Genomic DNA, 16,525 nt, shown 5'->3' on the forward strand with positions numbered 1-16,525 from the left:
GCTTTTTTATTGTCTAATTTTCCGAATTGATTCCGTTCGCTTTTAAGTAAGCATCCCAGTGCTCGCCGAAGTGTTTTGAAGCTTCATCCGCAGCATCTTTGGACAACAAGTCCACCAAGATAAGCCCGTCGACGGTGTTAAATTCTTTGTCGCGGTCGAAAGCCAAATACTTCGCGCCCAACTTCCCATAGCTCGTCAACAGTGGAGGAATCGCGTTGCCATCAAGATTCACGACTAGTTTATTAAGCTCTTTAAGATCCGGAATTCTCGCTGCCACTGCATCGATTTCAGCTTGGAATTGGCTTGAGAATTCAATTGGCGTACGACCCACTGTAACTTTTGATAGCTCAGGCTCCATACGCTGTTTTAAATAAGACAGGATCAAAAGCTTGCTCGTTGTCGAATATGCATTTGAAATTGAAACCGGGCCAATCATATAGCGATAGTGCGGGTTCAAAGCGACGTAGCTGCTGACGCCTTTCCACAAGCGATCTAAAGCAATGATAGCTTTCGCCCCTGCTTCGAAGTCCACAAAGCTTCGTCCCAACTCTAACATTTGAGAGCCATGCTTTGCGATTAATGCCTGATGCTCGAAGAACTTGTATGAATAAAGTCCCTCAATCCCTTTTTCTGCCATGATTTGGTCAACACGACCGACACGATATGCGCCCAGCATCTTATTGTTATTTGTATCGACCGCAATGATGTGCACGTAATGACGATCGAAAGGATCAATATCCATAGATTTGCCAGTTCCTTCTCCAACAACGGAGAAGGACTTCTCACGAGCAATACCGAGGTCATGCCATACGTCGATCGACATCTTTGCTCCGTCAACTGCATAGACGTTGATTGCTTTTTTAGGATCGGCAAAAATCAATTGCCCGGTTTTTTGAATATCCGCATGAATCATCGCTGCATCTTTAGGTTGCGCAATTTCCTCTGTTCTTTGTCTGGTCACTTCATTTTTCGCGCGTAAACTTGTTTGTTCATTCATGATGTAAGTACGGCCGCGCAGATAACGAGTCATTTCTTTAGTATTGGTACCGAACATCTCGATCAAATCTTTGGCGGCGACCGGAGGAGCGAATGACAACGGGAATTCGCGGCTCACGTTATTAGCCAATTCGCGAACGTGAAAAATAGTGGTTTTGAGCCCTAAACCTTTTTTACGAACCTCATAGAATCCGCGACTGGCTTCTCCTCCTACATAGGTAGGAATAACTTGCGCTTCAGGAACTGCTTGAATCAGACGTGCAACTCCCGATTTCCACTCTGGATCCACAGGTTTTAAGTTTGATCCAGGATCTTTCAAACTGACTTCACCAGATGCAAAGATCACAACCAAACCGCCTGCGCGGATATGATCTTCCATTTCTTTCATTCGGCTTGCATTATATTGGCGAGCTTTAGGTCCACCGTAAGGATTCAAGAAAATTGCATTCTCTGACATGCCAGGAACATTTTCTAAAAATAATGTCATGGCTACTTTAGCGTCAGGACGGATTTTGGAAATAGCTGCTGCCACAGCAATTCCGTCGGATCCATTTCTTGGATGATTTAACACAACAATGCCCCCACCAGTAGCCGGAATATTTTTAGCTAGTGTCGCTTCATCCACAGAGGTTCTTAAATCAAATGCGCGTGCCAGACGCACGAAATAAGGATCGCTGCTCTGATCGGCCAAGAATTTTTTGGCAACATCGTTAATAACATCCAGACGAATCGACTTCCCGAGGACCCACGTGGCAAATGCGTTGATAGTCTCTTGAACGATTTTATATCGTGACTCCACGACCTGCAGTCCCATGGGTCTATTTGCATTGCCTGTCTGGCGAACGCCTAGTTTGAGAGCTAAAATCGCGGCCTGCTTTTCACTGAAAAGCTCTGCGCACTTATTCGCTGAAAACGCGGGAGGTGTTAAAAAAAGGCCCGAAGCTAATGTGCCTGCCACAAGAAAATGAACCGGAAGACGGCTTGCTTTCATAAAATTCCCTCTGTCTCATTTTGAGACGGAAATAATCAAGTCAATTCGACTACTAGAAAAGCAAGAAAGGGACCCCGTCAGCGGGAGTTAAAGAAGATCTCAGAGAAGAAAAAGAAACACCTGCCCAAAATTGTTAGGCAGGTGTCAGTGAGAAACACTTTCAATTTAATGTTTAGAGCTTCTCTTGCGTGTATTTCAAAGTTTTAGAAACTCCTTGGGACAAGCCTCGGACTTGGCGAGAGTACGTAAACTCAACTTCCAATTTCTTGTTCCAGATCGAGCTTGAGTCTTCAAACTGCAATTTTCCCAAGTTCACGATTGTTTGCTCAGCACCCTTTTGAACCAATTCTGGAGGGATAGCACCGGAGTAAACATATTTATCCGGCAACAACCAACGAACATACTTGATGCGAACTGAGTAAGTATCTTTCACCAGTTCTCGACGAGGAGTTGGCGCCGTCACAATAATCTGTGTGCGCTTTCCAGAATGCGACTTTTTCAAACTTACTTGGGCAAAGTCAGCAAGTTTATATGCTTCTTTGATGATCAAGCTATGCATATTACCTTCGTCTTTTGTCTCTGAGATCAACAGCTCATTAGACATAACTTGAAAGCTTACTTGACCATTCCCAATACCAACATAGACAGACCCAGAAAAAGTGGCAGGATCTTTCGGTGATGCCCAAATGATTTGAACATTTTCTTCCGCACGGCGAACGAATTCGCGATACGTATCAGAAACAATCGATCCCGGCGCTAAAAGTGAAATTGCACCCTTCTTCGATTCAAAAATATTTTCAGTCAAAGTTGTCGAAGTCGGCTCTGCTGCAGAAAGTTTATTAATCGCAACATATCCGCCACCAGCTTCAGGTAAAAGTTCACTGTTGGATTTAACCAACGTCAGCGCACCGTAATTTCCACGAGAACCATCGGAACCTTCACGACCGTTGCTGCCAGAGCGGCCGTCTGTGCAATAGAACTGTTCTTCATGGCAAACCTCTTTCCAAATGGGTGAACGAGGCACTGGTTTTCCATCTGGATCATATTGTGGAGGACGGTCATCTGGAACCCACTCATTCGAGCATTTACGAACTTCCCAAGAACGGCGATTGCATCGGCAACCATCACGTCCCGCGCGACCACCGCGAGCTCCATAACCACCTTTACCTGGGACAGCTGAAATATAAAGATTTTTGAGTTGCGAAATATCAGAGTAATAAATCAGGGCACTGCCCCCATCACCGCCGCGACCGCCATCGCCTCCGTTGCCACCGTCGCCAGCATCTGCGCCCACAATGTTTTCATCGTCTTCAAAATACGAACAAGCGTAGGCACTTTCACCATCGCGGCCTTCTTCTGCATCACCGGCATCAGTGCCATTTAGATGATAAGTCATCAGACCTGTCAGATTCTGCGCAAACACTTGGATGTCTTGGCCATCTGTGCCGCGACGTCCATCATCACCGCTAGAGCCATCTTGTCCCTTCGTACCGAAGGCGAATGATTGAGTCGCAGCTAATATGCAACTTAGAAAGAGTATTGAAAATTTCATGATGTTTTCTCCCCGTGAAAAACCAGAGAGCAATTCCCGTACCAAAACAACTGGAGTCATAATGTTTTAGCTACGGCGTACCTCCGACACTTTGCAACCGTGCGAAATGGCATTCTCTTTGCTCTTTAGTTTTGCTCGACACCGTTGGAGTCAGAATGACTTCAGCAATCTCGCTTCAGCACGTTGTAACTTCAGGGATGGGATTTAGATATGCGCAAGAAATGGGAACACAATATTTTAGAAGTCTTTTTTCTTTGTTGGATCGGGATTTTAATATTTTTAGAACTCACAGCCCCACGTTGGATCGTTTCCGTCGCTCTCATGTTTATGTCGACGTTTTTGCTAATGCTGACCTTCATTCCACGAAATACAATTGCATATATTAATAGACCTCGCAGCGTTGTTTTTGCTCGATGCATTGCCGTTGTACTTTTTGTTTTCGCTATCTGGGCCAGACTAGGCAGAACGCATTAGTTTTTAAAACGCGCGCTTACTCACACGAACAGTTTACTGTCTTGCCGGCGTCCATTCCTTTGCAGCGGAAGACTTTGCCTTCGTGTGCTAGAGTGAATGAATAGATCTTGCCGTTTCTTTCTGACAAGTAGAGATCGTCGCCGTTTTCGTAGAATATACGACGGGCTTTCGCCATACCGACGACTTGGCCATCGGATTCAAGACTTGCTAACAAAGTATCAGACGGATTATCCGATTGATCTTGAGAGACCGGAAGTTCTTTTGTTTTTCCATCTGGAGACAACGACAAATACTTCAAACGTCTTTCACTCTCCCCCTCACCCGGAGGAGGAGTTTGAATCAAGATACGACGAACCTCACCTGATGGCGTGCGGATATCTGTTGTACTCCAGTCTTCTTCTTCAGCCACAACATCGCCTAAGTCTTTCGAGATCGCGACATTCAAAGTTTCAAAATTAATTTCCGCATTCGGATCAATCGCGCTGACTTCAAGGTTTAAACATTTACCCATCTCAACAAGTTGAGTTTTATAACCTTCGTACAGAGAAGGATCTGCGGTTTGAGTCGCGACAAAACCAGTAGCTGGACCGCCACTGTCGCCTTTGTTTTCAAGAGGTGGTGGAGTTTCCTGCATAGAATCAGGATGGAAACCGTCAGCACTTTCAATAGATGTTGGAGAAGTGGGCCCTTCCGCCTTCCAGAAATAACAAAAGGAAAGGACCAGAATAACTGCAATAACGCCCACGAGGATCAAATTCTTTTTATTCATCCTTTATTTATCGACTGACCTCGACACTGACGTCAATGGATTCGGTAGGAGTCAAAAAAAGTCCAGCAAAGCGAAAACGCATCAGGTAAATTTCCAAGTTTTGCGCAAGCTTTTGGCAACCAGGACCCTTTAAAGAAATGTACATCAGAAGATTTGGCAAATCCGGGCTGTACTCAAAATGCCATGAACTCACTTGACCGCACTCCGCTGAAACTTCGGGCATGTCGAGCAAAGTAAATGTCACCGATTGTGCACTTGAAAATGGCACAACCTTATCCTGCAGTCCTGAATCAACCGAAATAGGAATGAGACCCATACGCACAAGAGCTGTTTGTGTTTGTGGATTCCAAGCAGAACTGATTTCGTATTTATTCGGACCGTAAGACATCAAACGAAAAGTCATGCGTTTATCCAACGCATGACCCATCGAAGAGAAAAATAAAACGGAAAAGATGATGAAGAGATTCTTCACGAAAGAACCTCCTACTTCAAAAGTCCAATCTCACGCAAACGTTGCATCAAGAAATCATGCGAAGAGATATCCGCATATTTCGCGCCGGTGCCTTTGCAAGAAGCCAAGCAGCTCAACATCGCATTTGGATGTGGATGCATAAAGAATGGCATAGAATAACGGCTCTTATTTGTGCCGTCTTGTGGATTGATCACTCGGTGAGTAGTTGAAGGCAAAACATCGTTCGTCAAACGAGCCAACATATCACCCACGTCTACGATCAAAGTGTCTGGTTCAGAATCAATATCCAACCAAGTACCATCGCGATCTTTCAATTGCAGACCAGAAGCCGTTGCCGCAGGAAGGATCGTGATAAAGTTGATGTCTTCGTGAGCCGCTGCGCGAACACAACGAGGATCAACACCTTCAGGAATTGGTGGGTAGTGCAACAAACGAAGGATCGAGTTACCGTCTTTCGTCATTTTTGCGAAGAAGTCTTTTTCAACTTCAAGAGGCATCGTCAATGCTTCCATCATCACGTTACCCGCTTCTTCAAGTGAGTTGTAAAGTGATGTGAAAAGAGTTTTGAATTCAGGCATTTCAGTTGGCCAGATATTGTCTGGGTAAACAGAACGCAATTCGTGATTTGCAACAAGCTCGCGGCCGACGTGCCAGAACTCTTTTAAATCTTTTACTGGAGAGTCTTTGGCATGTTCTTGGCCGAACGGAGTGTAACCACGTTGGAAACCGTCTTTCGGAGAAACATACTTTTTCTTTGCTTCTGTTGGTAAGTCGTAGAATTTTTCGAGGATTTCGTAAGCGCGTTTAAGGTCCGCGGCTTTGACGTTGTGATCTTTAAGGATGATGAAGCCGTATTCTTTCAAACCTGTGAAAAGGTTGTCGATGAATTTGGCGCGATCACCGTCTGAACCTTGCGTGTAAGACGCCAGACTCAATGTTGGGACCTTACGAAGAGTGCTGCTTTCTGCATGAGAAGCCGTTTCCATTGTTCTCATTAAAATCCTCCCTTTTTAAGTTCGTAGAGAACTCTATCAAGCTGCCTAAAGAAAAAGCAACAGCAACTAATTATGTGTAAAAAGAATATCGTAAACTACGACCCGGGTTGGACTTTCGAACTTGAAATGAATATCCCCGTCAAACAGGCGCACAGCGTGCTGGCTGCGATAGGGCGAATCTCCTTGCTCAAACCCACGATAAACCACAGGACGCGGGTCCAATTTCAATGTTTCCACTATCACTTCTCGTAATAATTTATCGGGATTTCGAGCCTGCCACTCCCCTAAAATACTTTCAGCCTTGGCACCAAAAACAACCTCAATCGGGTCTTTTTCAATTTCTTTAGGCCACCCTGTACGCGCGTTTGGAATGGCTTCGACTTCCGGCAAATAAGGTTTGATATCAAGGATCGGTGTGCCATCGACAAGGTCCGCACCGGCGACAACGATACCGTCTTTTTCAACGGCGATAAGTTCCACCAATGACAGACCAATTGGATTCGGACGATGAGGCGTTCTCGTCGCAAAAAGACCCATGGTTTTTCCCTCAAGGCGAGGCGGATGAACTTTCGCATGAAAGCGTGAAACTTTGTTCTGGTGAAAAACCCAAAGGAGCCACACATGGCTAAATCCTTCGAGCCCCTGAAGAGATTCTTCGGGCTGCAAATCAGCACGTATTTTCAGGCGCGCATGAGCGTGTTTGACAAGCCCCGGCTGGCGCGGGGTTCCAAACTTATCTCGATAGCAAGTTTCAATAAATCCAATTGGTTCCACGCCCTCCGTATCCCCGCCCGGCCCGCTTGCGTCAAGGACTTTCAAAATGCAGTTTGTTTTCGAGTGACAAGAGGACCTAAAAGCATAAAAAAAGAGCAAATAATCAAAGGAGAAGTTTCAATGAAACATCTTATTCTTGCAGCAGCAGTGGCTTTGGCTGGTTTCTCAGCTTCAGCTGGAGAACTCGACAATGAGTCATCAGTCACAAACCAATCCATGAACGGAACAATCGTTGTTCGCGTTGATACACGCACAAACGCCGTTGCAGTTCTTGCAACAGACGCGGTTATGCAAAACAACCACGAAGCACAAGCTTTGGCACAAGAGAGCACGTTCTCTCCAATGCCAGCAAAAAACTTGGCTAAAGAATTAGACCGAGATGGCGGCGCTTCGAGCTGGTACTGGTACGGTGGTTACAACCAGTATTACTACTCTTCAATGTACTACTACGGTAACTGGTACAATCCTTGTTATAACTACAACTGGAACTACTACCGTTATTACTACTACTCAAATTACTGGTGGTAGGAATTACCTGGTCTGTCGCTTTCATTTGGCAGACCCCTCGTAATCAGATAAAGCCTTGATATTACGAAATTATAGGAGCAAATATTTGCTCCTATTTTTATAGCAATAAGGGGCGACCATGAAGTTCTTCCTTTCTCTTTCTGCGGTTTTTTTTCTTTCTCTTTCTGCGCTTGCAGGAAAACCATTTTCAAATCTTGAAAACTTGAAAAACTCGTTGGGTTTTACAAAGTACTACAACGAAGACAACAACGGTCGCCGTCTGCGCATTGCTGTTTTGGACAAAGGATTTGCGGGATACGAAAACGAAATCGGTCGCACGCTTCCTCAAGACACTTACTACTATCCAGGACCTAATCAACCAGCACCAACACCGACGGCAACAGCTGGCGGAACAGAGACAGATCATGGCCTTCGCATGGCGCAGATTCTGACAGCTTTCATGACCAATGATTTGAAAGCTTCTCAGTGGGAACCAGAACTTTTCTTGTACAATGTTTTTGGCTACACAAACTTCAAAGCGGCGATCGATGATATGATCGAGCAGCAAGTGGACTTGGTTTTGTATTCTGAAGTTTGGGAATACGGCGGAAACCACGACGGCACAGGTTTCATCAATGCTCAGGTCACGCGTGCAACCAATGCGGGAATTATTTGGGTGAATGCCGCTGGAAACTTTGGTCTTACAACTTACAACTCAAAAATTGAAATCGGCCAAGACTCTTGGGTGAAATTACCGAACCAAAATCAAGCTTTGGCCATTCGCTGTGAAGCGGGCAAACAAAAGAAATGCCCAGTTAAAATTGTTCTTTCGTGGAATGATTTTAAAAATGATGTGAATATCGGCACGGACAAGGATTTGGATCTGGCATTGACAGATGATCTGTTGAACATCGTGCAATCAAGTGCTTTGAAACAAACCAAAGAAGATGCCGAACGTCCGGGGTATTCAAAATACCCGCGCGAAATTATCCAAGCTGAACTCAAACCCGGAAATTATTTTTTACGTGTCAAAGCGCGCTCTGAAAATTTCGGCAGCCGCGACACTCTTCGCATCACAGTGGATGGCGAAGGCGTGCAAATGCCTTCTCACTCTGTCGATGAAACTTTGCTGAACCCTGCTGATAATACAACAGTGATTACTGTGGGTGCTTCGGATTCAGATCGTTCTTCGTCTTCTCGTCGCTTGGGAAAACCAGATTTGATGGCGCCTTCTTCAATCAAACTGACTGAGGGTGGAGAATACCGTGGAAGTTCAAATTCCGCTGCCATCGTCGCCGCAGGTCTTGCGATCTTAAAGTCTAACGAACCAAAGAAAACTCGCAAAGACTTGATCGAAGCCACTCGCTCAACTGCGAATCAGTTCTGGGATCGTCGCGGACTTTCTTTGAATCTTCTGCGCTTTGGTCCGACAGGCCCAGGTTGCTTTGAAAACGCACGCATGCAAGTGCCAGCCTATCTCCAGGACATCATCATGAAAGGCGGCGTGCTTGTGCAAACAACGGCCTCTGTGCGCGTGATGGTGCCATTTGATCCGATCTTTGCGGCTCCTTACCTTCGCCGCAATATGATCAACGATATGATCGTAGCAATGCCTCAAGGTGGCTATGCAGTGTTCCCGCGTTTTGGAATCATTCCCCAAGGAGCTGCGGAAATTTTCCAACGTCCTTACGAAGCTGGACTCTGCCAACTTCCTGCTGGCATGGGTAGTACGTTCTATTTGCCGTAAGAATCTGAGTAAATTCTGATTCGTTTGGTCCTTAGCAGAGTTTTTTGTTAGGTGACTGAAGAAAAAATACGAGGCCTCCGAAGCGAGGCCCATGCAAAAACAGATATTCGCAAAATTCACTCTTTCGCTGGCCTTCTTACTTCCTTTTTCTTCCCATGCAGCCGACTGGCAACAGACGGAATTTCAAATTCTGCATGGAGATTCGTACAAGGCTCCTGGAGATACAACATACTCCAAGACAGTCTTTACTTTTAATCACGTGAGCTCATGGGCTTATGGGAGCAACTTTTTCTTCTTTGATATTTCCAGTCCCGACACCGATGACAACACGACTTATTATGGGGAGTTCTCTCCGGCATTCAGCCTGACCAAAATGGGGTTGATGAAAGAACCGGACTCTGTGGTGAAAGATATTCTGCTACAGTTGAATTACGAGCTTCCCCAGGGCCCAGCGAAACGTGCTGCCCTGGCGGGAGTCACAATCGAGTGGAAAGACATCAGTATTGACTATTTCGCCACTCAATTTCTTTATCGCGATACCCTCGCAAATGACGGCCACACAGGACAATTCACAATCGTTTGGCTCAAACGCTTTGGTGGAGATTCGTTTCCCGTTGAGTTTTCTGGTTTCTTAGATTGGGCCGGCCAGGAAGGTACAATCAAAGACAACCTTCAGACTCAACCAAGTCTTCTCTATGACTTCTCGAAGAAAACAGCTGGAAAAGTGCCGCTCAAACTCGGCGTTGAATGGCTCTACTGGAAAAATAAATACGGTATCGACGGTCTTGATGAGAGCCTCGGTCAGGCAAAACTCGTTTGGATTTTTTAATTTAGATCAATAGGACAAGATATGAAAATTTTTAATTTCAAAGGCCTTAAAGGTAAACTTCTCAGTACGGCGATACTTCCACTGATCGCACTCTGTGTAACAACTTATATTAGCTTCTATGGTCTTTCTTCGATCGGTAAGATGTTAGCGGAATCCTACGAAGTCTATGTTCCAAATATTCGCATCTTAGGACAAATCAATTTAAATCGCGCGAACATTGGATACTTTAGCTTCGCGGCTCTTGCCAACAAGGCAGACGAAAAAAATCGTCAAAACTTTATTGGTTTGATTCAGATGTCTCTCGATTCGTACCAAAAAGCAGTCGAAGAATATTTGAAGCAACCGTATATAGAAGGAGAAGTTGAAGCTTTTTCTGCGATGAAGGCCAACTATCCGCAATACATCACCTATACGAAACAAATTATTGAAGCCCTCAAACGTGGTCAGCCCGCAGACTACACGTGGGTCGAAAACATGATTGACCGAGGGGGTCCGTGGCAAAAAATGCAAATCGAGGTCGATCATACAACGACAAAAATTTTTGCGATGTACACGGAACTTAGCCAAAAAAATAATAATCTGCAAAAATCAGAACGCTCTCGCATCTCAACGATCTTGCTAGCTGTGTCTATAGTGGCTTCGATCATCCTCTTAGCGGTCCTACATCTTGTGGCAACCAAGGTTTCAAACTCTATTGGTGGTGTCGTTCGCGCCTTGACTGAAATCAGCATGAACGTGTCGCACTCGATCACGCAACTTTCACACGCTGGCCAGTCCCTTTCCAGCGCGTCCACAGAAGCGGCCGCTTCTCTCGAGGAAACAGTGGCGTCTCTTGAAGAATTGACGTCGATGGTTTCTAAAAATTCGGACAACGCGCGCGAAGCTTCAAATCTTGCGAACGACTCTGAGACTGTGGCTCGCGAGGGCGAAAACGAAATCAATGGCCTGATTCAATCAATGCATATGATCTCGTCTGATTCGAAAAAAATTGAAGAGATCACGTCTGTGATTGATGATATCGCCTTTCAAACAAACTTGTTGGCCTTAAATGCCGCTGTGGAAGCAGCACGGGCGGGTGAACAAGGTAAAGGCTTTGCCGTTGTTGCTGAAGCCGTTCGTGCCTTGGCCCAAAGATCGTCGACTGCTGCCAAAGAAATCAATGACCTCATTAAAGCGAGCGTTGAACGAACTGAAAGTGGTCGTGAATCTGCCGATAATTCAGGTCAGGTGCTGGGACGAATTCTTAATTCCGTGAATAAGGTTGTGGTCCTCAATAAGGAAATCTCGCAAGCTAGCCACGAACAAACGCAAGGCATTCAGCAAATCAGTAAAGCCATGAACCAACTAGATCAGGCTTCGCAATCTAATGCCGCTTCTTCGGAAGAAATTGCCGCGACGTCGACAGAAATTGAACGTCGGGCTCAGGAAATGAAAGCCCAGATGGACGTCCTTAGCCAAGTGGTTTTAGGCGCCTAAGTCCCAAACAACGGCTGTAAGAAGTTCAGAGTATTGCAGCCTAGTTAAAGCCAAATCAAAATGATCCTGTTTAGAGCTTTGCCTAGAATGGCAAGGCTCTTGCTTTAGGTCCTCCCGTTAATCTTTAAAAACAATTTTTGACGTACTTGAGGGGTCATCCTTCAGGCGGAGGCTTATATGAAGAACCTTATTCGGGTTGCTTTGGCTGGCGTTCTTGCGTTCCAAGTAACAGCTTGTAAATACCAAGTTGACACTCGTTCTATCGATGCAGATTTTGCAGATGTTGTTGAGCAATACAAAGACGAAGCTGATAGCAAAACTTTCGCAGGTTCTGAAAAAATCGCAGAACGTATCCAAAAATTGGATCTTATCAAAACGTATTACTTCAAATCTATTTCAACAGCACCAGCTATCAAAGGTCAGTTGAAAAACAATGTTGCTGATGCGGAAAAATGGATCACAGCAAATCGCGCAAGCCTTATTGCATGGAACCAACAAGTAGAAAAATACGGCACTTCACTTCGCCAACGTATTTTCGAAACTTCTAAAGCTTCTTTCAATGCCAAGAATCCACAAGAAGCGATTCGTGATCAAATCACAAACTTCTATGCTCTTTTGTACTACACCCAAGGTAACAAACAAATGATCAGCAACTTGATGCCGTTTCTCTTGGCATTGGGTTCTGAAGATTTGAAAGGTTCAAAAGTTGTTGAAGCTTTCAAAAAAGAAGTGACTCAAGTCGCATTTGCTCAGGTCGGCCTTTCTGTGATCTTGAAACAAGACTTGCAAAAAACAACTCAAGCTTTGACAGCTTTAAAAAAGCAAACAAAGCTCGATGAAAATCTTGAGAAGCTTGTAGCTAAAACAGCTCAAGAATTCGCCGCTTCAAGTGCAAAACGCGATGCAAGCATCCGTTCAATTGAAGAGAAATTGACTAAAGAACAAAAAGAGACAATGGCTCAATTGAAAGCCGAAGTTAAAAAGACTTTCGGTAATAAGTCTCTTCTTTACACTCCGGGCGCAAACAGCAACGCACTTGTGAACTTGCTGACTTGGGTTGGTAACTTGACTTGGGGTCTTGTAAACACATTGATGGGTCTTGGTATCGTGATCGTGACTATGATCGTGTCACCATTTACTCCGTATGTTGACTTCCCAACTTTCGCTCTTGCATACAACGGTAAGCAAATCTACGCAGATGTCACTGGCATGAGCCCAATCCCAGGTAAAATGAGCTTGGGTATTTGGGAACTTGATAACGGCACAGGACAAGCTTTCGCTTCTGGACACGAAGGTGTTCACGCGGTTCAAAGTGCTCTTTTCGGTCCACTTTATGTTCCAGTCGTTCTTTTCTCTTACATGATTTCTGGTTTTGACCAAGGCTTCATGGAAGACTGGGCATGGGAATGGGCAGACAGTATCTAGTCGCCGCTTTGGCTCTAGTTTTACTGCAAGGCTGTGCACCGGAAAGGTCACAGCCTTCTGTGTCTGGGTTTGACTCTGGACACATGTTTTACCTCCATCAGACGTTGGTAAATACAGAGACACAAAAAGAATTGGTGAATAACCGCTCTTCTCTGTTTGGGGATACCGACCAAGACGGCCTGATTGATGCGTATGACAGCGACATCGATAACGACGGTGTCGCCAATCTTTTAGATGAATCACCGTTTGATTCTCGCAATCAAAACACTCTTCCACATCTCAACCTCAAAGTGGGAGAGTCTAATTATGCTGTCGTATTAAATGAGAGTGCTTTGACAGCAGCGCAGATCGAAAGACTGCGCAGCACTCTTTTCTTTTTGCAAAAATCCAAAGCTTTTTCTGCGAATCTCAAAATCATTGCTCTTTGGGATTGGACTGATGAATACGATTCCATGAACGGACACTACGATCCCTATTGGAAAACCATCCGCATCCGCGAACCCCAAGCTTTCAAGGGTGGGAGCCGTCAGTTCCAATTGATTCTAACTCATGAGCTCTTCCACGCCTTTCAAGTCAGTGAACCGAAATTCTATCAGACATTTATGATGAAAATGGGTTGGAGCCTGCAGGATGATACTTACATCTATCATACTCGCGGATTTCATTGGGTCACGGGTAACGAAGAAGACCTTCTCAACCTTAAAGGACTTCCAACAGGCGTGCCAACACGCCGATCTCTAATTGGCCCAGAAGAACACTTTGCGGATGCACTCCTTTACGCTTATCTTCAAGAACGAAATCCTGACTGGATTACGCCCTCCTATTTTGATAACCTAAAGACCTACAGAGAAAGTGAGGCCCAAAAATGGACTCAAAAAGCTTTCAAAAAGGTGTTCGTTCCTTTGGCCAAGTAATTGGTCCCTTCGTTTTGCTTTTCACTCTCTCCGCTTGTGACCCCGTCACATGGTATAACAACGAAGCATTGCTCACTTCAAAAGTCACAAACGAACACGAGGTTTCGCAACCCAACTTGCGCGCGAAAGTTCGATTGTTCCGATTTGCTTCACAAACCATTGTCGAACTTGAATTCGTATCCTTCCCAAAAGATCGCGTGTCGTTAGCGAAAAGTGATTTGCAGGTTTTAAGTGACGGCACCCCTTTGGCAAGCTCTGGATTTGTCGATCACTTCAACGAAGCCTCTGTAAAAAAATATAAAATCGACGAGCTTCAAGAAAGTGTCCCCTTGGCGACAGACAAAAAAATCGCAGCTGTTTTTGCCAATACAAAGAGCGACAATTTAGAACTCCAGGTTTTCGGCACATCTTATAAGTTTAAAGCCGCCAAATAATACACACTTGCCTTCACCCTCTTATTTCTCAACAATAAGGTTGGAGGCATTCGATGAAAAATGCGTACGTTTATCTTCACAATGGTTTTGCCGATTGGGAACTTGGATACGTTCTGCCAGAAATCGCCAGACCTTCTTTAAAGATGGGCGGCCCTGACGAACTTAAGCGCAATACCTTTCCCGTAAAAACAGTCTCGATCGGAAAGCAGCCTGTTACGAGTATGGGCGGACTTAAAGTTGTTCCCGATTTTTCATTAGAGGAAATCTCTTCTCGCGAAGCTGCGATTCTTATTTTACCGGGCGGAGAATCTTGGCAGAACCCGCAAAACAACGCAGGCATCGCAGAAAAAATTCAGGCCTTTCACGAACAAAAAATCCCCGTCGCGGCGATTTGCGGTGCGGTGATTTCACTCGCACGTTTGGGAATCTTAAATTCAATTAAACATACTGGAAATAATGTTGAAGAACTCAAGGAGAACGCCAAGGACCGCTATCAGGGCGAGGCCCTTTTTCAAAAACAAAATGCGGTAATCGATCAAGGTATCATCACCGCCGGAGGAGTTCACCCTGTAGACTTCGCAGTTGAAGTCATGAAGACTCTAAATTTGTATGACCCACCCGTCATCGATGGCTGGTACAATGTGTTTAAAGGCTAGAGCATACTTTCAGGAACAAAGATCGAGATAAAGCCTGATTTAAATCTTTGCCACCAGGACGTTTCCGGTTCTTTAGTAAAGATGACTTCCCGAGCATTTTCGATGCTTTTCCAGCGAAGATTTTTTTCCTCGTCCAAGAAAAGTCTGTAACTGGTTTCATCTAATCTCTCTTCAGCGTCTTTCAATAACGACTCAGCAAGATCGGGGCTGTCGATAACAAGTCCCATTTCGCTATTCAAATAAATCGAACGCGGATCCAGGTTCATCGAACCGACGAAAATTTTCTTGCGATCAAAAAAGTAAACTTTGCCATGAAGGCCAGAGCGAGAAGAAAACATTTTCTTCTTCTTTTTCTTTGTCTGGATTTCTTGGAAGCTCGGTTTGAGTTCATAAAGTTCGGCACCCGCTTTGATCAAGTCTTTGCGATAACCTTTGTATCCGGCATGGACGACGCTCACATCGTTCGATGCCAATGAATTTGTCAAAATTCGAACTCTCACTCCTCTTTTGACAGCTTCAGCAATTTGCGCCACGCCTTTGTCACCCGGTACAAAATAAGGACTGATGATAAAGACTTCTTTTTCCGCTGTTCCCAAATGCGGGCGCAGTTGGTTGATAAGGAGTTCACTTTCATGCAGCTCCTCTGAGGAAATCTTTTTCGGCGAATCCGACAGGGCCACCACCGGTCCCCAATAAGTTTTCAGATTTCTCTCTTGAAGATTTTGGACGAAATCGGTTTCACGAAGAGCTTCGGCATAGGGGCTTGATTCCACTGCGATGCGATCACCCAAAAGATTTTGCCGAACTTCTTCTAAAGTGATTTTAGGTCCCTTGCCATAGGTGATTTCAATCGGAACAGCTAATTCGCTATTCCAGAATAGATCAAAGTTTTTGGAAATATTCGTGACCACTTCGCCCATCACGACGACATCGAAATCACCGAAATCCAGATCTTTGCTGGCTTCAAAATATTCATCGCCGATATTGCGACCTCCGACGATGGCGCCAAAATTATCCCCGATTAGAGCCTTGTTATGCATGCGGCGATTGGCTTCAGAAAAACGCGTGATAAAATCTAAACTTTTCCAAGAGCGATTGTGAAAAGGATTAAAAAGTCGCACTTCGATATTGGGATGATCAGCCATTGCACGAAGTGGCTGCTCGACAGCGTCGCCATGAATTTCATCTAGAAGAAGACGAACCCGCACTCCGCGATCCGCGGCATGCAGAACTGATTCCATCATCAATCGACCGGAAATATCGTTGTGCCAAATATAATATTGAAGATCTAAAGTTTTGGTTGCCGAAAAGGACAGCGCCAATCGACCGGTCAGCGCATCGAGCCCCGACGAAAGAGGAATAAGCTCAGCTTGACCCGGATGTTTGCGAATCTCCGCGCCAAAGTTACGCACCAATGTCGTTCCCGAGTTGTCGGCCATATAGTGTGATTCAGTCTTCGAATAATTCTTGGGAAGACTTTGACATGCAGTCATAAAAAAAAGAACCCATATCCA

Annotated in this window: 16 protein-coding genes; 9 read left to right on the top strand and 7 right to left on the bottom strand. The window is 45.0% G+C overall.

Annotation, left to right across the window (positions count from 1 at the left end; translation table 11 throughout):
* Positions 1 to 13 precede the first annotated feature (13 nt).
* On the bottom strand, positions 14 to 1,987 hold the full coding sequence (locus ACLWOR_RS05115; protein WP_413939601.1) for a lysophospholipid acyltransferase family protein: 1,974 nt from the start codon (positions 1,985 to 1,987) through the stop codon (positions 14 to 16).
* A gap of 172 nt (positions 1,988 to 2,159) precedes the next feature.
* On the bottom strand, positions 2,160 to 3,539 hold the full coding sequence (locus tag ACLWOR_RS05120) for a hypothetical protein (protein WP_413939602.1): 1,380 nt from the start codon (positions 3,537 to 3,539) through the stop codon (positions 2,160 to 2,162).
* Between the two features lie 155 nt (positions 3,540 to 3,694).
* On the opposite strand from ACLWOR_RS05120, the gene ACLWOR_RS05125 reads away from it, so the two are divergent.
* Positions 3,695 to 3,925 (top strand): hypothetical protein, encoded by a 231-nt coding sequence (locus ACLWOR_RS05125; RefSeq protein ID WP_413939603.1) that lies wholly within the window; start codon positions 3,695 to 3,697, stop codon positions 3,923 to 3,925.
* Positions 3,926 to 4,029: 104 nt separating this feature from the next.
* On the opposite strand, the gene ACLWOR_RS05130 is transcribed toward ACLWOR_RS05125, so the two are convergent.
* The 4 genes from ACLWOR_RS05130 to tsaA all read right to left on the bottom strand — a co-directional run bounded on the left by ACLWOR_RS05130 (position 4,030) and on the right by tsaA (position 7,023).
* A complete protein-coding gene (locus ACLWOR_RS05130; RefSeq protein WP_413939604.1) occupies positions 4,030 to 4,782 on the bottom strand; it encodes a hypothetical protein in 753 nt (250 codons plus the stop codon).
* A 7-nt stretch (positions 4,783 to 4,789) separates the two neighbouring features.
* A complete protein-coding gene (locus ACLWOR_RS05135; protein WP_413939605.1) occupies positions 4,790 to 5,254 on the bottom strand; it encodes a hypothetical protein in 465 nt (154 codons plus the stop codon).
* An 11-nt stretch (positions 5,255 to 5,265) separates the two neighbouring features.
* A complete protein-coding gene (locus ACLWOR_RS05140) occupies positions 5,266 to 6,249 on the bottom strand; it encodes an isopenicillin N synthase family dioxygenase (RefSeq protein ID WP_413939606.1) in 984 nt (327 codons plus the stop codon).
* A 66-nt stretch (positions 6,250 to 6,315) separates the two neighbouring features.
* Positions 6,316 to 7,023 (bottom strand): tRNA (N6-threonylcarbamoyladenosine(37)-N6)-methyltransferase TrmO, encoded by a 708-nt coding sequence (gene tsaA / locus ACLWOR_RS05145; RefSeq protein WP_413939607.1) that lies wholly within the window; start codon positions 7,021 to 7,023, stop codon positions 6,316 to 6,318.
* A gap of 120 nt (positions 7,024 to 7,143) precedes the next feature.
* On the opposite strand from tsaA, the gene ACLWOR_RS05150 reads away from it, so the two are divergent.
* From ACLWOR_RS05150 to ACLWOR_RS05185, 8 genes are all read left to right on the top strand, one after another.
* Positions 7,144 to 7,551 (top strand): hypothetical protein, encoded by a 408-nt coding sequence (locus tag ACLWOR_RS05150; RefSeq protein ID WP_413939608.1) that lies wholly within the window; start codon positions 7,144 to 7,146, stop codon positions 7,549 to 7,551.
* Positions 7,552 to 7,669: 118 nt separating this feature from the next.
* Positions 7,670 to 9,277, top strand: a complete 1,608-nt coding sequence (locus tag ACLWOR_RS05155; protein ID WP_413939609.1) for a S8 family serine peptidase — start codon at positions 7,670 to 7,672, stop codon at positions 9,275 to 9,277.
* Positions 9,278 to 9,368: 91 nt separating this feature from the next.
* The gene (locus ACLWOR_RS05160; RefSeq protein ID WP_413939610.1) at positions 9,369 to 10,106 is read left to right on the top strand and encodes a DUF5020 domain-containing protein; all 738 of its coding nucleotides are present in this window, start codon (positions 9,369 to 9,371) and stop codon (positions 10,104 to 10,106) included.
* Positions 10,107 to 10,127: 21 nt separating this feature from the next.
* Positions 10,128 to 11,582 carry a methyl-accepting chemotaxis protein gene (locus tag ACLWOR_RS05165; RefSeq protein WP_413939611.1) on the top strand — a complete coding sequence of 485 codons (1,455 nt, stop codon included), beginning with the start codon at positions 10,128 to 10,130 and terminating at the stop codon, positions 11,580 to 11,582.
* A 177-nt stretch (positions 11,583 to 11,759) separates the two neighbouring features.
* Positions 11,760 to 13,007, top strand: a complete 1,248-nt coding sequence (locus ACLWOR_RS05170) for a hypothetical protein (protein WP_413939612.1) — start codon at positions 11,760 to 11,762, stop codon at positions 13,005 to 13,007.
* A gap of 83 nt (positions 13,008 to 13,090) precedes the next feature.
* Positions 13,091 to 13,921: a thrombospondin type 3 repeat-containing protein gene (locus ACLWOR_RS05175; RefSeq protein WP_413939613.1), complete on the top strand. Its 831-nt coding sequence runs from the start codon at positions 13,091 to 13,093 to the stop codon at positions 13,919 to 13,921.
* On the top strand, positions 13,873 to 14,355 hold the full coding sequence (locus ACLWOR_RS05180; RefSeq protein WP_413939614.1) for a hypothetical protein: 483 nt from the start codon (positions 13,873 to 13,875) through the stop codon (positions 14,353 to 14,355). The genes ACLWOR_RS05175 and ACLWOR_RS05180 overlap by 49 nt, the downstream gene beginning before the upstream one ends.
* A 53-nt stretch (positions 14,356 to 14,408) precedes the next feature.
* Positions 14,409 to 15,011: a DJ-1/PfpI family protein gene (locus ACLWOR_RS05185; protein WP_413939615.1), complete on the top strand. Its 603-nt coding sequence runs from the start codon at positions 14,409 to 14,411 to the stop codon at positions 15,009 to 15,011.
* On the opposite strand, the gene ACLWOR_RS05190 is transcribed toward ACLWOR_RS05185, so the two are convergent.
* Complete coding sequence (locus ACLWOR_RS05190; protein ID WP_413939616.1) at positions 15,008 to 16,450, bottom strand: phospholipase D family protein; 1,443 nt, start codon at positions 16,448 to 16,450, stop codon at positions 15,008 to 15,010. The genes ACLWOR_RS05185 and ACLWOR_RS05190 overlap by 4 nt on opposite strands.
* Positions 16,451 to 16,525 lie beyond the last annotated feature (75 nt).

Source organism: Bdellovibrio sp. HCB2-146, from assembly GCF_047345725.1.
In the GTDB taxonomy this organism is placed as follows: domain Bacteria; phylum Bdellovibrionota; class Bdellovibrionia; order Bdellovibrionales; family Bdellovibrionaceae; genus Bdellovibrio.